Annotated in this window: 17 protein-coding genes and 1 tRNA gene; all 18 read right to left on the reverse strand. The window is 37.5% G+C overall.

Annotated features, from left to right (window positions below; all coding sequences use genetic code 11):
• Positions 1-105 precede the first annotated feature (105 nt).
• Positions 106-312, reverse strand: coding sequence for a hypothetical protein (locus IWB18_RS11290; protein ID WP_195683730.1), 207 nt, complete (start codon positions 310-312; stop codon positions 106-108).
• Between the two features lie 310 nt (positions 313-622).
• Positions 623-2,134, reverse strand: a complete 1,512-nt coding sequence (locus IWB18_RS11295) for a sigma-54 interaction domain-containing protein (RefSeq protein WP_195683731.1) — start codon at positions 2,132-2,134, stop codon at positions 623-625.
• A gap of 144 nt (positions 2,135-2,278) precedes the next feature.
• Positions 2,279-3,013, reverse strand: a complete 735-nt coding sequence (locus tag IWB18_RS11300) for a hypothetical protein (RefSeq protein ID WP_195683732.1) — start codon at positions 3,011-3,013, stop codon at positions 2,279-2,281.
• Positions 3,014-3,048: 35 nt separating this feature from the next.
• Entirely contained in the window at positions 3,049-4,164 is a 1,116-nt protein-coding gene (locus tag IWB18_RS11305) for a Nif3-like dinuclear metal center hexameric protein (RefSeq protein ID WP_195683733.1), read from the reverse strand.
• A complete protein-coding gene (locus tag IWB18_RS11310) occupies positions 4,124-4,849 on the reverse strand; it encodes a tRNA (adenine(22)-N(1))-methyltransferase (protein WP_195683734.1) in 726 nt (241 codons plus the stop codon). The genes IWB18_RS11305 and IWB18_RS11310 overlap by 41 nt, the downstream gene beginning before the upstream one ends.
• 116 nt (positions 4,850-4,965) lie before the next feature.
• Positions 4,966-5,040 (reverse strand) — tRNA-Asn (locus IWB18_RS11315).
• 99 nt (positions 5,041-5,139) lie between these two features.
• Complete coding sequence (gene rpoD / locus IWB18_RS11320; RefSeq protein WP_195683735.1) at positions 5,140-6,216, reverse strand: RNA polymerase sigma factor RpoD; 1,077 nt, start codon at positions 6,214-6,216, stop codon at positions 5,140-5,142.
• Complete coding sequence (gene dnaG / locus IWB18_RS11325; RefSeq protein WP_195683736.1) at positions 6,216-8,003, reverse strand: DNA primase; 1,788 nt, start codon at positions 8,001-8,003, stop codon at positions 6,216-6,218. Before dnaG ends, rpoD begins: the two co-directional genes overlap by 1 nt.
• A 53-nt stretch (positions 8,004-8,056) precedes the next feature.
• Positions 8,057-9,058, reverse strand: coding sequence for a deoxyguanosinetriphosphate triphosphohydrolase (locus IWB18_RS11330; protein WP_195683737.1), 1,002 nt, complete (start codon positions 9,056-9,058; stop codon positions 8,057-8,059).
• Positions 9,059-9,127: 69 nt separating this feature from the next.
• Positions 9,128-9,427: an AzlD domain-containing protein gene (locus IWB18_RS11335; protein ID WP_195683738.1), complete on the reverse strand. Its 300-nt coding sequence runs from the start codon at positions 9,425-9,427 to the stop codon at positions 9,128-9,130.
• On the reverse strand, positions 9,417-10,121 hold the full coding sequence (locus IWB18_RS11340) for an AzlC family ABC transporter permease (protein WP_195683739.1): 705 nt from the start codon (positions 10,119-10,121) through the stop codon (positions 9,417-9,419). The genes IWB18_RS11335 and IWB18_RS11340 overlap by 11 nt, the downstream gene beginning before the upstream one ends.
• Before the next feature lie 6 nt (positions 10,122-10,127).
• On the reverse strand, positions 10,128-10,793 hold the full coding sequence (locus tag IWB18_RS11345) for a rhomboid family intramembrane serine protease (RefSeq protein WP_195683740.1): 666 nt from the start codon (positions 10,791-10,793) through the stop codon (positions 10,128-10,130).
• Between the two features lie 130 nt (positions 10,794-10,923).
• The gene (locus IWB18_RS11350) at positions 10,924-12,078 is read right to left on the reverse strand and encodes an NAD(P)-dependent malic enzyme (RefSeq protein ID WP_195683741.1); all 1,155 of its coding nucleotides are present in this window, start codon (positions 12,076-12,078) and stop codon (positions 10,924-10,926) included.
• A gap of 38 nt (positions 12,079-12,116) precedes the next feature.
• Positions 12,117-12,386: a cysteine-rich small domain-containing protein gene (locus IWB18_RS11355; protein WP_408626614.1), complete on the reverse strand. Its 270-nt coding sequence runs from the start codon at positions 12,384-12,386 to the stop codon at positions 12,117-12,119.
• Between the two features lie 80 nt (positions 12,387-12,466).
• Complete coding sequence (locus IWB18_RS11360) at positions 12,467-13,939, reverse strand: M23 family metallopeptidase (protein WP_195683743.1); 1,473 nt, start codon at positions 13,937-13,939, stop codon at positions 12,467-12,469.
• 172 nt (positions 13,940-14,111) lie between these two features.
• Positions 14,112-14,723, reverse strand: coding sequence for an NAD(P)H:quinone oxidoreductase (gene wrbA, locus IWB18_RS11365; RefSeq protein ID WP_195683744.1), 612 nt, complete (start codon positions 14,721-14,723; stop codon positions 14,112-14,114).
• 104 nt (positions 14,724-14,827) lie between these two features.
• Positions 14,828-16,195, reverse strand: coding sequence for a hypothetical protein (locus tag IWB18_RS11370; protein ID WP_195683745.1), 1,368 nt, complete (start codon positions 16,193-16,195; stop codon positions 14,828-14,830).
• Between the two features lie 22 nt (positions 16,196-16,217).
• Positions 16,218-17,501 (reverse strand): FAD-dependent oxidoreductase, encoded by a 1,284-nt coding sequence (locus tag IWB18_RS11375; RefSeq protein ID WP_195683746.1) that lies wholly within the window; start codon positions 17,499-17,501, stop codon positions 16,218-16,220.
• Positions 17,502-17,643 lie beyond the last annotated feature (142 nt).

Here is a 17,643-nt window from a genome sequence, read left to right on the forward strand (position 1 = left end):
GGTGATGGATACAGACTCAAACACAGAAAATCCATTCTATAAAGATAAATGATCACACAGATAAAGAGTGAGAAAATAGTGGCCTAGTTCGTGGCGAAAAATGGCCTAGTTTACTTGACTGATTACACCTGGTTTGAACAAGTCATTTCTGTCTTTGAATTTCAATGCCTTTTTAGTATCCACTGGGCCTTTCAGAACTTGTGCATACTTTTCCCGAGGTGCCTGGGCCATCTCCTTGTCATAGTACTTGAAATAGCTTTTTGTCTTGTCCTCTTCGATTATCGGAACTCTTTTCTTTTTTTCACTAATCATATCTGCACCTTCCTCTATAGAATTCTATAACTATACTTATCTATAGAGCAATAAGCGTGCCAATATAATAACAAATCGCTCAATAAAATATATAAAGTTCTAAAGCCTAGCTAATTCAACGATTTCATAGACTTAATATATTTTTCATCCTGCTTATAAAACTTCTCTTTTATAAAGTGATACATTTTTCTATCAAAAAAAAGGGATTATCCTCAAATGTCTTAAGGATAATCCCTTTTTTGAATACTTTTATTAATAATGAAAGTATTCAAACGATTCATATTTGCATCTATATCGATAGATATTTCTATCAATATTTTGTAATGCCTAATATCTTGGCTTTTCTTAATATGGTAGGCTGGCTGACACCTAATGCTTTCGCCGCTTTATGTGAGCTGCCGTACTTGATCAATGCATTTTTAATAACTTCTCTCTCTACGTTTTCAGTTATTTCTTTTAAGGGATAGTCTAAATTTTTTTCTATCCTTATGACAATTTCTTCAGATGATTCTTCGTCCCAGTTATCCCGTTGCTTATTGCCACTATGCTGATTTTCGCCCATTATCACAGTTCTTTCAATTACATTTATCAGTTCTCTTATATTCCCCGGCCAATCGTAATTTTCAAATTCATGAATCATCTCATTTGTTATTTTTTTATTCTTTAAATATTTTTCATTGGCTGTTTTTAACAACTTATTAACCAGCATTGGAATATCCTCTTTTCTCTCACGTAGTGGAGGTATCTCTATCGGTATTACATTCAAGCGATAGTATAAATCTTCTCTGAACTCTCCTGCAGCTATTTTTTCTTTTAAGTTTCTATTTGTAGCAGCTATTACTCTTAGATCAAGCCTTATTGATTTGGTACCTCCCAGTCTTCTAAATTCTCTCTCCTGAAGTATTCTTAAAATCTTCGATTGTAGATGAATAGGCATTTCTCCAATTTCATCAAGGAGTATGGTTCCTCCGTTTGCAAGTTCGAAGTAACCTGGTTTTGTCTTATTTAACGCTCCTGTAAAAGCTCCTTTATCATAACCAAAAAGTTCAGATTCCAATAGGCTTTCAGGAATCGCAGCACAATTAACCTTAATGTACGGCTTATTGCTGCGATAACTATTTTCAAAAATTTCGTTTGCCACGACTTCCTTTCCTGTGCCTGTCTCACCAGTGATCAGTACAGTCGCATCTGTTTTTGACACGTATTTAATGAGTTGCCTGATTTTTATCATCTCAGGGCTATCACCTATTATGCTGCTTTCAGGACAACTGTCAATAATTGAGATCTCTTTTTTCTGATTATATAAATTGTATTTCTTAATTTCTTCAAACTTTTTGTCTAAATCAAAGACATCCGTCATTTCTCTCAGCACTATGAGAACATAATTTACTTTCCCTTTATTATCAGATATGGGTATTCCCACGAACATAACTTTTTTATTTCGTCCCGAAATTTCCATGGTGCTCAAGACATAAACTTCTTTTTTCTTCTCAAGCACAAGGTTAGAAATTGAGCTTGGCTTATCAGAATTGCGTTCTATTTTGTATGCTTTTGGCTTGGTTCTTTTTTCTTTTAAGTAGTCCATCAGATACATATAATATTCTCTTTTTATATATTTTTCGTCAAGAACGTCTTGTATTTTCCTACCGATTACTTCATCAGCTTCAATCCCCGTTATATGTGTGTACCATTTGTTTGCCGCTATAACCACGCCTTTAGTATCAGTTATATAAATTCCATCGAACATAGCATTCGCTATAGTAAAAATATCCAAGCATTGTCCTGTCAATTTTTGATTTTTTTCATGAGACTGACTTAGCAAAGGTACCCCCCCTAAAAACTTATTTCTTAAGCCACTTTTTAATTGTACAGTATAACCTTAAAAAAATCACCCTTCCATTTTACTGGTCGGGTGATTTTAATCATTCATGATTGTCGATCCTAATCCCACATCCATGGTGAATGATCAGCTCTCAAGTGTTGGGTCAAGGGGCACTATTACTATCCTGCCGCAATTTTCACAAAAATATGATCTGGTTTCCATAGCAGGCGTCATGGTTCTACCCAGTATCATGGAAAACTGCATGTTGCATCCAGTGCAAACACCGTCTCGATACTCTACAATAACCGGGCTATCTTTTTCTTTTTTCTTATAGTAATATTCTAACGATTTAGTTTCTATATCTTTTTTGACATCGGATATTTCTTTTTCAACAGACATTAACGCATCTTTACTCTCGGTCAAAATAATTTCCATTTTTTTCTTTTTATCATGGATTTCCTTTTTCACCTCTATAGACTTGTCTTTTAATTTTTTAAGGTTCAATTTGTCATTTTTCATCTGTTGGCTTAGATATCTGATATTTTTTTTCAATTTTTTTCTGTTTTCTCGCTGAGTTTCCAAATCAGATTGTATGGTATTAAGCGTTTTTGCTTTTTTAAAATCTCCTTCGTAAAGGTGCTGTTCCCATTCATTGATTTGTTTTTCTATCCTTTCCAGCGTAATTTCTGCTGATTTGATTTGAATCTCGGTTTTTTTGTATTCTTCTATTATTTTTTCCATAGAAGATACAATTTTTTTATACATATCTTTCTTTGAGTCGATTTCATTGGTCAATTCGTGTATTCCAGCCTCTTTTTCGATCAGCATCATTTTTGATTCCAATTCTTGAAGCAACCATAGTTTTTCAACATCTTTCATAATAAAATCTCCTCATAATTTATTTTAGTATTCGGTCAAATGTATCTAATAAAATCTCTCTCTCTTTCTGACTTGATTATTTCGATTCCCGATTCATTTTCCAATCCTTTGCTCAATATCTCCTCCAGAACTTGTTTTGCACATACTTCAGAATTAAAATGACCAACATCAACAATAACAATGTCCTCTTCATATGCTGTCTGAGCATCATGATACTTCATATCACCCGTTATCAGAACTTGGGCGCCTGCTTTTTTTGCGATTACTCCCAAATCGGCACCTGAACCGGAACAAACAGCGATCTTGTCAACAAGAAGGTCTCTATTACCGGCTATGCGTAGATGCTTTAAATTAAAACACGATTTGACTTTTAAGGCCAAGTCGTCAAATTCCATACGGTTATTCAAGTCACCTATTATACCAATTCCTATCGGGAATTTTTGATCTGCAATTTCAAACAGATCATATGCTACTTCTTCATAAGGATGCACCTCTTTCAGCCTGTCAATCGTTTGCTTAACTATAGACTGCCTTAGAAGAATTTCCAGTTTGGTCTCCTCTACTTTTTCCAGCTGAAATCTACTCCCTATGTGAGGCTTGGCATCCTTAAGAGGCCTAAATTGTCCTATCCCTTCAGATTGAAAACTACAATTTTCATAATTTCCCTGGACACCGGCACCAGTTTCAAACAAAGCTGCTTTTACTTCTTCAAGATAATTTTTCGGAACGTAGACTATAAGTTTAAAAAACTTTTCGAAATTTGTAGCAAGTAAAGGAACAGTGTTCTTTAAATTTAACCTTTGAGCAAGAAATGTATTAATTCCAACTGAAGATACATCAAGATTGGTGTGAGCTGCAATGACGCACAACTCATTTCTCAAAATTTTTTTTATCAATTCACCTTTTTTATTGTCCCACCTTAAATTCTTTAATGGTGAAAATATGAGTGGATGGTGACTAACAATGATGTCAGCATTTTTTTCTATTGCTTCATTCAGCGATTCATCTGTAATATCCAGTGTTAAAAAAATCCTTTGAATCTCTTTTCTTGGATCGCCGACCAGCAAACCCACGTTGTCCCAATTTTCAGCATAATCAAAGGGAGCTGATTCATCTATTATTTCTAGAATTTTTCCGCAAGTTGTACTCATGTTTCAACCTCTCGATCTGCATTAACATTTTTTCTGATTCAGATATCCTCTCTATCGTCGAATTCGATTTTGATTCTTTGCATTTTCTGTTGATAGACAACCATTTTTTTTCATATTTGTCTATCAATGCTTCTAAAAATAAATGATTTTTCTCCAATAGTCTTTTCCCAAGATAAAAATCTATTTCGTTCCACGAATCATCGATTTTACCTGTGTATTTAGCAAGAATGATTTGATATATCCTATGCTTCTCCTTAGCCAGTTCTTCATCAAGGATCTCAAAACCAGCTGAAAGGAGGTACTTTCTAAGTTCATCTTGCCCTGTCATTGGTTGAAGTACCAAGCTATCGGCCTTTTTAGCCATTTCCAAGCTATCGGCAATTATTTCCTTGATCAAGACCCCGCCCATACCTGCTATAATGATTTGAGTCGGTTTTACTCCAATCATTTTTTTTAATCCATTCGATAACATTGGCTCTATAAAATCCTGATATCCGTGTTCTTCAATTTGAATCTTTGCCGAATTCAAAGGCCCTTGGTTGATATCTGTTGCATATACATATTTTGATATTTTATTTTCTATCAAATAAATCGGAATGTATCCATGATCTGTTCCTACATCTACAACGATCGAATCCTGCTCTATAAAATCAGCTACTTTTTGAAGCCTGTTTGATAATTTCATAATTTTCTCCTTTGTAAACTTAATTATATCACAACAAAAACTACAAGGTATTGCGGTTTTGCATTTAAAGGTCACAAAAAACAAAAAAAGCCCTAAGGCTTTCAATACAAATTAAATGGCTCCCCAGGCTGGATTCGAACCAGCAGCCTACCGGTTAACAGCCGGTTGCTCCACCTTTGAGCTACTGAGGAACATTATTTGAACTACATTTACTTATTATACTGATTTTTTTTTCTTTGTCAATAAGATATTGAGGTCTCAGATTATTTTTTCCGAAGACCTCAATATTTTTAATCAAGATAGTCTTTTAGTTTTTTGCTCCGACTTGGATGTCTTAATTTTCTCAAAGCTTTCGCTTCGATTTGTCTGATTCTTTCTCTTGTTACATTAAATTCCTTACCTACTTCTTCCAAGGTTCTTGCCCTTCCATCATCCAAACCGAATCTAAGTCTCAAAACCTTTTCCTCTCGTTCGGTCAAAGTACACAATACTTCCATCAACTGTTCTTTTAATAGCGCGTATGACGCAGCTTCAGCTGGCGCAGGAGCATCATCGTCTGGAATGAAATCTCCCAGATGGCTGTCTTCTTCCTCACCTATAGGTGTTTCCAATGAAACAGGATCCTGAGCTATCTTTAAGATTTCACGAACTTTTTCTTCTGAAAATCCCATCTCGGCGCCTATTTCCGCAGGTGAAGGCTCTCTCCCCAACTCTTGAAGCAGTTGCCTTGAAACTCTTATTAATTTATTAATAGTCTCTACCATGTGTACCGGTATTCTTATGGTCCTGGCTTGATCGGCGATTGCTCTTGTAATAGCTTGTCTTATCCACCATGTTGCATAGGTACTGAACTTGTATCCTTTGCTGTAATCAAATTTTTCTACAGCTTTGATCAATCCGAGATTTCCTTCCTGGATCAGATCCAAAAAAGACATCCCGCGTCCTACATAACGTTTTGCGATACTAACAACAAGTCGTAAGTTTGCTTCAGCCAATTTTTGTTTAGCAATTTCGTCTCCGGCTTCCATTCGCTTGGCCAGTTCAACTTCCTCGTCTCCGCTGAGCAACGAAACCTTCCCAATTTCTTTGAGATACATCCTTACAGGATCGTTGATGCTAATACCCTCCGGTATGCTGGCCTCGACTTCTTCCTTGACTAAAGATTCAATCTCATCATCTGAGCCGGACATGTCTTGAGCAAAAATTTCGATTCCATCCTCTTCAAGAAGAGCATAAATATCCTCGATCTGATCTGGCAACAGATCAATTTCAGAAAGAGAGCTTTCGATCTCCTGACCTGTCAAAGTACCGTTTTTCTTACCTTTGACTCTTAATTCATTAACTTTTGAGTTATCTCTTATATCCATTAAAGTATATCCCTCCCTGAATTTTGCAAAGTTTCAAGTTCTTGTTTCTTTTCCACAATCTTGTAATACAATTCATTCAGCTCTTTCTCATTTAAATTAAAATCATTCATTTTCTTTTGCATGCTTGATATTGATCTTTTAATATTGAACATTTTGACGGTTTTGACCCAATCATCCAAATCAACTTCTTCGATCGAGTCGTCACTCATTAGCAGATCTGTAGCTTCTTCGATTTCTTCTTTCGTCTTCAGCTTCGATATAAATATGGCTGTATCAAGTCGCTGATCTTCTTCTAAAGCCGTAAAAATATATTCTGCTGCTTTTCTCAAGATCTCATCGTCAAAATCGCTGACTTTAAATTGTTTTTTAAGATATTCAGCTACATTGCGATCTGAAAACATGCATCGAATTAAATTTTCCTGGGCCCTTTGAAAAGCGCTTTTAGGCCGATTTTCACTTCTGGATTTTTTTGATTCTGTTTTTATAAAATCCACTTTATCATCGATTTTACCAAGCTCTCTGTAAATCACAGATGGATCCAATGACATTTTATTGCAAAAGTTCATTATATTGAATTCCCTGTCTACAGGACTTTTGATTTTTTTGAAAACATCAGTAACGTCCTTGACAAAACGGATTTTTTGATCTGTTTTATCCAAATCGTATTTTTCCTCAAGTAATTGAATCTTAAAATCCACCGTTGTCAAAGAATTATTAACTAAGTTTAAAAAACTTTCCTTGCCGTGCAACTTCATATAATCATCTGGATCGAGATCATTTTCAAGTCTTAGAATCTTGACTCTCAATCCCAAGTCTTCGAGAACTTCAATTCCCTTTACCATAGCTCTGATTCCGGCCTCGTCACCGTCGTAGCAGAGTACAACTTCTTCCACATAGCGCTTAAGGAGCTTTCCTTGGTTGGTGGTAAGTGCTGTGCCCAGTGAAGCTACCGCATTATCGACACCATTTTGATGCATGCTTATTACATCCATGTATCCTTCAACAGCTATGATTCGACCATCGCGGATCTTGTTCTTTGCAACATTCAAACCATATAGTTGACTGCCTTTGTTAAATATCATGCTTTCTGAAGAATTCAAATACTTTGGATATTTTTCACTTTTCTTTAATAATCTCCCACCAAAACCTACTACTCTTCCCGAAACGGAGACTATTGGGAAAATTATCCTGTCTCTGAACCTATCATAATAATTTTCATTGTTTTTTCCTTTTACTATAAGCCCGGAATCAACCATGCTTACTTTATCGTAGCCTTTTGACGAAAGGAATTTATATAAACCGTCATAGCTATTTGATGCAAATCCAAGAGCAAAACCCTTTATTGTTTTTTCGTTGATCCCTCTTGAGTAAAGATATTTTTGAGCTTCAATATTCTTAATCAAATTTTTATAGTAATAGATCGCCGCGTCTTTATGAATCCGATATGCAATTTCTTTTTTTCGACTTTGGACATCGTCGTGTTCATCGGGATCGGGGAGGTGAATATTCGCTCGCTGTGCCAGATATTTTACCGCTTCCACAAAATTAAGATTTTCTATGTTCATAATAAAAGTGATTGTGTTCCCACCAGCTCCGCATCCGAAACAATGATACAATTGCTTTTCAGCCGACACACTCAACGAACCGGTTTTTTCATTATGAAAAGGACACCGACCCATAAATTGGCTGCCGCTTTTTTTTAAAGTCACGTATTGAGAAATGATTTCAACTATGTCATTTCCGTCCATAACTTGTTGTATTTGGTCTTCGGTAAAACCTCTACTCATTTAACCACCTTGAAATCATCATATTTGTCCCCAAAAGAGTTTAGTTCACACGTTTAATATACCCTCCATGGATCAGGAATAAACAAACGGCTGAAGAGGTTCATTGCATACCTATCAGTCATTCCTGCTATGTAGTCAACGACTGATCGTTCTCTGCCTTCCAAACCCGTCAGCTTAAACTGCATTTCCATGTCCGAGTCCAAATTTTTCATGTAGTAATCATACAAAAATGAAATCACATTCTCAGTTTTTTCACCTTCGATTTTAGCTTCATGACCAAAATAAACTGTTTCAAAAAGAAAATTCCGCAAATTATGGGTAGCAAAACTTACATCTTCACTCATAATCACGCAATCTTTTCCATAACTATTCATGATAATATTGTGTATCATATTATCAATTCTCTTTCGTTTGTTGTCGCCAAGCAGCTTTACACAATCTGTCGGCAATTGACTCTCAGATAAAATACCTGCTCTTTGAGCGTCCTCGATGTCATGATTTATATAAGCTATTCTGTCAGACAGATGAACAACCTGACCTTCAAGAGTTTGAGGTTTAATATCCCCTGAATGATTCAGTATACCATCCCTAACCTCCCATGTCAAATTAAGGCCAGTCCCATTCTCTAAAATATCAACTACCCTTAGACTTTGCTCCCTGTGTTTAAAGCCAAATGACGCAATCTTATCCAATGCCTTCTCTCCCGCATGACCAAAAGGCGTATGTCCCAAATCATGACCCAATGCGATCGCTTCAGTAAGATCCTCGTTTAACCTTAAGGCCCTCGATATGGTTCGGGCTATTTGAGCAACTTCCAAAGTATGCGTCAATCTTGTTCTGTAGTGATCCCCTTCAGGTGAAATAAAAACCTGTGTTTTATGCTTTAAACGTCTAAAAGCCTTGGAGTGTATGATCCTGTCCCTATCTCTTTGAAATTCTGTTCGTATATCGCACTTTTTCTCGCTTTTTTCCCTTCCTTTAGATAAAATGTTTTTGGCCGCATAGTTTGAAAGAACTACATCTTCAACTTTTTCCCATTCTTCTCTCATGTTCAACAAGGTCACCCCCATATACTGAACTATAAATTGTTATTACGACGCTTTTTCTCAAAAACCTTTTTTATTTTAAAAATATTGAAATATAAAAACAGTTAAAATCCCCAACAATACAACACCTGTAGGTTTGACACCCTTAATTGCAGCAATGGAGCATGTGGCAAGTGCAGCTACTGAAGATGACATATTTGCTGAGGCCTCTAAAATTCCGGGAAATATCAGAGCCGACAGAATAGTGTAAGGAATTAAAGACAGAAACCTGTCGATTTTCTTTGGTATTTCAATATCCTTCATAAGGATAAAGGGTATCATTCGCGGCAGATAAGTCACTATAGCCATCCCTGTTATTATTCCCAACTCAATTTTCATCCTCAAAATCCTCCTGAAAAAAAAACGTACCTATAAATGCACCTGTCACTGAAGCTAAGACCAGGATCCATCCGTTGCCACTACTTCCATTTGCAAAAAATTCTAAAAAGACCACATGCAATATGGCCGTGATTATAACTACTTTTGAAATTTCTTTTGATTTGGACATGCTCGGCAATAATAATGCAATGAACATAGCATAAAGTGCTATTCCCATAGAATTTTCCACCGATTGGGGGATAAAGTCTGAAAAAAATGTCCCCAGTAAAGATCCGAAAACCCAAAATAGATATGGTGGTATTACAACACCGAGCAAATATCCCGGCGTAACTTTCTTACCATCGTTTCCTATGGAACTTACTGAAAATGATTCATCTGTAATACCAAATGATATCATCATTCTCGCAAGAGTACCAACACTGCTTGAAAGTTTTCTCGATAATGATGTGCTCATTATCAAATGCCTGCTATTGATTATAAAAGTTGTTAATATGATTTCTGGACCGGGCAACCCTGCTGCAAACAGGTTTATGCTGAGAAATTGAGCAGCACCAGCGTAAACCATGATCGACATAAGAACAATTGTATAAGTAGATAGCCCTGCTGATTTTCCTAATACGCCATATGCTATAGCCAGTGGAATATACCCTATGCATATGGGAAGCGAACTTTGTATCCCCGATTTAACGCCCATATAGTCCTACTTTCTCTTTTTAAATTCACGTATTTGTTTGTTGAAATTCGAGCGGGTATCTTTGCTATTGTTGCGTATACGCATTTTTCTAGTAAAATCGGAGTAGAAAAATATGAAAAAATTCGCGAGTGCCACTATTGCTGCAACACGCTGTGACGGGGTTCCAACCAGTATACTGTATCCAAAGAAAAACCAGTTCAAGTATGCAAGATATTTCATCTTGACCGGTATTATTAGAAACAATAATACCTGAAAATCTGGAAAGAGATGAGCAAAAGCCATAAATAGCGAAAGGTTCAAGTAAGTCGGCGTCCCAATATTTCCGGTCAAAAGAGATGCCACTACTGTGCCTAAAACCCCAAATGCATAATATAGATTAAATCTTGCAGTCCCCCATTGTTGTTCTAAAGTTCTACCTATCATATAATAAAAATACAAAGCAAATATAATCCAGATAATCGAATTTGACGGTGGAATAAATATAAAAGTAATAACGCGCCAAAATTCGCCTCGCATGATCAGTTCAGGTGAAAAATATAGTCTATTAACGAAATTTCCACCAAAAAACATGCTCAGCAAAAAAACCAACCCGGTCAAGACAACTATATAATACATTAAATTGTGAATGGCATATTTTCTGATTTTTCTTTCAAGATCATTCAACCAATTCATTCAAACACCTTCTTTTCTAAAGTTAGATTTTATTTTATAGGAAACAGCCGCGTTTTTCAACCCATGATCTATAGATTCATCTATTGCACTATTAATATTAAAAGATCCTGACCAGTCAGGATCTTTAATATTAATTTGATACGGCATTTTTGACAGCTTCGCTTACTACTTCCACTACTCTCTTATCAAAAGCATTGGGAATTATATTGTCGGTCCTTAGTTCTGAAGATGGTATCGAATCTGCCAAGGCAGTTGCAGCGGCCAATTTCATTTGCACGCTTATTTCTCTCGCCCTTGATTCCAGAGCCCCTTTGAATACTCCTGGAAAAACAAGCACATTATTTATCTGATTGTCAAAATCGGATCTACCGGTCCCGACTATCAAAGCTCCCGCCAGATAAGCCTCATCCGGCATTATTTCCGGATTAGGGTTGGCCATTGCAAATATGATAGGATCGACGTTCATCGATTTGATATCTGTGCCTGACAACAAGTTTGCCGCAGATACGCCAATGAATACATCCGCTGAAACGATGGCATCTTTCAGATTACCGAACTCATTATTTTTATTTGTTATTTCAAGAATTTCTGTTTTATACTTATCAAGATCAGAGCGATCTTTTGAAATTATGCCCTTGCTATCACACATGACTATATTTAAAAACCCATAGGCATGTATAAGGCGAGCTATAGCTATCCCGGCTGAGCCAGCACCATTTATTACTACTTTTGATTTTTCCATATCTTTTCCTGATATTTTAAAAGCATTTATCAACGCTGCAAGAGTAACAATGGCAGTGCCGTGTTGATCATCATGGAAAACAGGAATATCAAGCTTTTCAATTAGTTTCCGCTCGATTTCAAAACACCTTGGAGCAGAGATATCCTCCAAGTTGATCCCACCAAAAGTTGGAGCAAGATTAACAACAGTATTTATGATTTCATCCACATCTTGTGTCGCCAAACAAATTGGAAATGCATCTATACCGGCAAACTCCTTAAACAACACTGCCTTGCCTTCCATTACAGGCATGGCAGCTTCAGGTCCTATGTTCCCTAATCCAAGTACTGCCGAACCATCGGTGACTACAGCCACAAGACTGCCTTTTGATGTGTATTCATATACTTTTTCTACATCTTGGTGTATTTCCATACAGGGTGCAGCCACTCCTGGTGTATATGCAACAGACAAATCGTCTTGATTTTTTAAAGATACTTTGGAACAAACCTCTATTTTGCCTCTGGATTCCTTATGCAGCTTCAAGGATTTTTCATCGTAATTCATCTTTAATCTCCTCCAAGAATATTTTAATCATCTGAAAGTTACTTTTGCGTCATTTTAACAACTTCTCTTAATTTTTCAATAATATAATCGTAATTCTCTTTTATATGTGGGATCGAACAGTAACTGCAATTCTTTATTCCCTTTTCGGTATAAATAAAATTGCCCCCACATTTATCCCCAAGTGCATATAAAGGACAATAACAAAATAAACAATTAAATTCTTCAGGATCATTGATTTTATGACAAGGAAAGTATTCACACTTCATATTCTGATTGAATTTAAAATTTTCGCTCACTCTCACACTCACGCCTTTCTCAGAATTTTTGCAGCTCCATAACTCTAATACTAATTTAAAAAAGCCACTGATTGTATCAATGGCCTGATTTCTTATGGTGATACTCTTCCGCCAACTCTCAAGTAGGAGAAATACTTTGTTATTACCTGTCTTTGCCCCTTGTATCTTATTTCAAAGTGAAGGTGACTTCCAGTTGATCTTCCAGTGCTGCCCATACCCGCGATTTTTTGACCTTTTGACACGTTTTGACCCACACTGACATTCATTGAACTCAAGTGTGCATACAGTGTTTGATAACCATTCCCATGATCGATGATAATGGTATACCCGTAACTAGAATACCATGATGCTCTGGTTACGCGTCCTGCATCGGAAGCATAAATGGCAGTACCTTTTGAATTGGCAATATCCACAGCTCTGCTTCCAGAGTGGCTGCCAGGTTTATTTATAACACTAACTCTTCCGCTTGTCGGCATTCCAAATCTTCCTGTTCCCTGCGCCGGCGGCAATGGCTTTGTACCCTTTGCCACGACCTGAGTTACAGGTTCCTTTATGACCGATTCATTTACCACTTCCTTGGATACCTGGATTCCATTTTCATAAGATACCAAGGCTGTAATTTCCTTGACTCCGTTGACTCCCGGAGTTATTTCTTTGGTTTTTCCTACATAAATACTTGAATCTTTCTGATACGTAGTTTCAAATGATATCTTTTCCGAATATATTTCTTCCTTAACTACGGATACGTCTAAATAAGGTTTGGCTTCAGTCAGTTTTATGACTTCGCCCGGATGAAGATCTTCAATGTTCTTATCTGGATTGGCAGCTACCAAATCATTAATGTTGATCCCCCTGTTAACCGCAATATCCCAAGACGTGTCTCCCGTCTGTATTTCATATTCGAATATCTCATCCGTTCCTTGCATAATGAAATTTACAACATCCTCGGTTTCTCTGATAGAACCGAACGGTACCAGTTTTTCTACAATTTCATACTCTTGATCAATTTCAGGTTCTGTTGCAATTTTTTGATTTTCTTCAAGATTCACATAGTTGGAGATCACATTTTCAATTACCAGTTCAGCTTCTTCGTAGGAACTTAAAACAGCAACTTCCTCACCTTCGATCACGATCACTGCACCTTCAACAGAAAGTGTGACATTTGTAGCTTCAATAGCCTTTGCCGATTCTTGCGGATCTTCCAAAAGTTTGCTGTTATCAATAGTAGTTCTTTCAAATTTTACATCACTTTGAAAAACTATTTCTTTACCATATTTTTCAGACAGATTTTCTTTTACGATCTCAATACCTTCAGTGAAATCTTCTATGTTTTTTACCATTCCGATTTCCTGATCATTAAAAGTTACGCTATAACCTTGAACCGATTTGTAATAACCTGATGTTGTCGCTACTATGGCGAGTACAAGAACTCCCGCACCGATTTGCTTTATAGCTTTTTTATTTTCAGAAAATATTTCTTCCGTTTTTCCGGAAATAATATTCGACACTTTTTTTAACTTGTTTAAAGTTTTTTCAACTATACCGTGATTTGAATGTCCCGACAAGAGAGCACCTCCGTTTTTTTGTAACAATGATAAATAAACTTGTTACACTTTTGTTACACGACATAGTCTACCACAATGATGGCAACTTTAAAAGCATATTTTGTTATTTTTTTTACTTTCTTAATAATAGTTTAAGAAAAGAGCCGATGTTTAAACATCGACTCTTCTGATATCATTGTTTTCCGGTTTTTATCCAACCGGCTACCTTTATTGCTCTTTTTACTTGGTGTTTTACAGCATCTTCCACATCATCCAATATTTCTCCTTTGGAACCAACTGATGTTGAAGTGCCGTACGGGTTTCCTCCGGCTTTAAACAGCGACTCATCCGTATAGCCCGGCGGTACTATAACTGCACCCCAGTGCATCATCGATGCATATAAAGCTTTTATGGTCCCCTCCTGTCCTCCATGGGGATTTTGTGCCGATGACATGGCAGTAACTACCTTGTCAACAGTTTTACCCTGTGACCAAATACCACCCTGAATATCTAAAAATTGTTTCATTTGAGAAGCCATGTTCCCAAATCTCGTTGGTACGCTAAATACCAATGCATCTGCCCATTCGATATCCTCAGATTTCGCAACCGGTATATCTTTGATTTCTTCTTTGGTCTCTTTCCACTTTGAGTTTGCTTCTATCACGCTATCAGGAGCCAATTCTTGAACTTTTAAAAGCCTGACTTCCGCTCCAACGTCCTGTCCTGCTTCTGTTGCCCATTTGGCCATCTGATAATTAGCACCAGTCATACTATAGAATATTACAGCTAATTTTACCTTTCCCATAATAATCCTCCTCTCGTTCAAATCATTTAGTATGCTAAGGATAATACCCCCAATACTTTATATTTAAACATAAAAATCAGGAACAATTTATTATGGAAACAACATTAAAGCAAAAACAAACTTACAATAAACGTTACGATCAAACCAACAAGAACTGGCAACAAATTTCTTTTTGCCAAATCCAGAGGATTGACATTACAAATTGCCGCGACTGGTATTATTGCCCACGGAATTATGGTTCCGCCTCCTACCCAAATCGTTGTCAATTGCCCTAACCCGGTCAAGACCTCTTTGTTTATGGCGATAGCGTGTGAAAATGTCTGAGCCAATGATCCAACCAATGGAAGACCTGAAAATCCGGAACCGTCAAGACCGGTTATTGCACCGGTCAACATTTGTATAAGGGCAACTGGAATCTTTGAAAGACTTACGTTGTCTGCCAAAAATAATCCCAAATCGTTAAGAAGGCCCGTAGCATTCTCTCCCAATATTGACTTTGCCATATCCTCACTGCCCAGGAAAAAGAAAGCTCCAATAACTATTACCGGTGCAAATATCCTAATCCCGAACACGAATCCATCTTTGATATAATCAGTAATTTTCTCAAGGCAATTAACCGGATTATGTTGGACAATAGCTACAAAGCACATGATCAATACAGCTGTACCTCCAACCAAAGCAGTTGCGTCTCCTCCTCTAAGCTGGTATTTGTACATCAGATATATGTCTACAACGAATGCCAATGGTGTTATGACAGCAACGAGATAGACTCCAAACCCAGGTTTTTCAGAGTTTTCCTTATGTGATTCATGTTCTGCTATCAGCGGTGTCAATGATATTTCCTTACGCATCATGTAATAACTGACTCCAACAGTTACCAGGCTCATAACCAACCATAGTGGAAACAATGCCTTGCTAAGTGCAAATGTATCGCTTATCCCTGCTGCTTTTGATGCTATTGCCGGAGCACCCTGTATGAAGAAATCGCTTGACAGTGCTATGCCGTGCCCGAAAATGTTCATGGCAACCGCCGCCCATACAGGAGGCAGTCCGGCTTTCAAAGCAGCAGGAAGCATTATGGCACCAACTAAAGCTACAGCCGGTGACGGCCAAATGAACCAAGAGAAAAACAGCATAACAAAGCCCAACCCAAAATAGGCTATAGTGGGATTCACCATTAATTTTTTAATCGGCATTATCATCAATTCATCGGCGCCTATGTCTCTTAAAGCGCTGGACATGGCTATTACCAATGAAATAACGAGGATGATTCCCCAAAATTCAGTGCCCGCAGCTATCAAAGCATTGAATATTGTCTGAACCGCTTTTACAATGCTTCCCGAATACATCAAACCTACTACAAAAATCCCTATAATACACGGAAGTAGTGTATCTTTCCTAAATCCCATGGTTAATATTACGATCAACACCATTGCAAAATAAACCCAATGGAGTGCAGACAATTGAACCAATCCAATCAACTCCTTAAATTTTTTATGTCAATTTTTTTGCAAAAACACCTGTTAGCCCTTCTTTTTCGATTCTCGCCTTTATTTCATCGGTGTCTGTTGAATAAAGACCCAAAGACTTCATTCTGTCAAAATAAACTGAACCGGAGAATGTAAATTTCTTTCCCATTCCTTCAGGAGTCTCCATGGCTGTTTTAACAAATTTGATAGCATCTCCGATTGCCAAACTTTCAGGCAATTCAATCAATTCCTCTTTCAAGGCATACCTTACACTATTATTCCCAGCTAAAATCCCAGTTACCATGGCTTCGGTGTGTCCAACCAACAATCCAGCCTTTTCCCCTGCACAAAAAAGATTTTCGACACCCTCCACTTTTAACCTGTTGTCTCGTGGAGACATGTTGAAATATCGAATCGAGTTGCCCTTGCCTCCTGAATACGGATCTTCATATCTTGCCCTTTCGCATCCGGGAATTTTTCTTAAAGTATCGAGTTTATAAAAAGGTGTCATCAACTTGGCATGACCTGTGTCCAACAATACCAGATTTTCCTTGAATTCCGTCAATGCATATTGTTGGCAAGCTTTTGCATCCAGATGATCTTCAGTCAAATCTTCAGGAACTGGAATGACCGCCACTCCAAATTTGTTTAATCTGTCCTGGATCTCTTCAGACAATGACTCCTTGTAAAGTTTGCATGAGCCACTCATGGCTCCAATAGAGCCGTCTTTCTTTTTGCCTGTGATTTCTTCCACCCCAGCTAACCCGGCCAAGCTGATTCTTCCACCAAAGCTCGGGCATCTGAGTACGCACATGGCACATCCGTTTCCATACTTGTTACAATTATTCATAGGACCCGCAGTGCCTGTAGTATCTACAAAAACATCTCCATTATAGGATCTGCCGGCCTCGTCAGAAACACTGGTGATTTTTTTGTCTTCCATTTCAATTTTTTTCACTCTTGCCTCAAGCACTACCTTAACTCCCAATTCAAACAGGTGATTGTACACTTCGACAGGAGTTGTGGCAATATCATAAAGATTTGCATGCTTGTGCCCTGGAAATTCTATATTTTTATGCCTGGCTGTCATGTCACAAACATTAAATAGATCTCCCCCTCCCATTGCAATCATTTCTTCTGTTGCGGTAAATCTACCATTATTTCTCATGATACCGCCCACTAGACCAGTACCTAAAATCATGTCCGTTCTTTCCAGGAGAGTTACCTCTGCACCAGCTTTTGCCGCACCTACTGCCGCCGAACAGCCAGCCCATCCCCCTCCAACAACTACTACTTTTACCTTTTTCATAAGACCTCCTCAAAATAATCGAGTAGGAGAAAGTTTTCATAAAACATGAAAACCTTCGACCTCTCACACCACCGTGCGTACCGTTCGGTACACGGCGGTTCAATCAACTTAACAATTGACACACCTTTCGGTGTAGTAATCT

The sequence above is a fragment of the Alkalibacter mobilis genome, assembly GCF_015594845.1.
GTDB classification, from domain to species: Bacteria; Bacillota; Clostridia; order Eubacteriales; family Alkalibacteraceae; genus Alkalibacter; species Alkalibacter mobilis.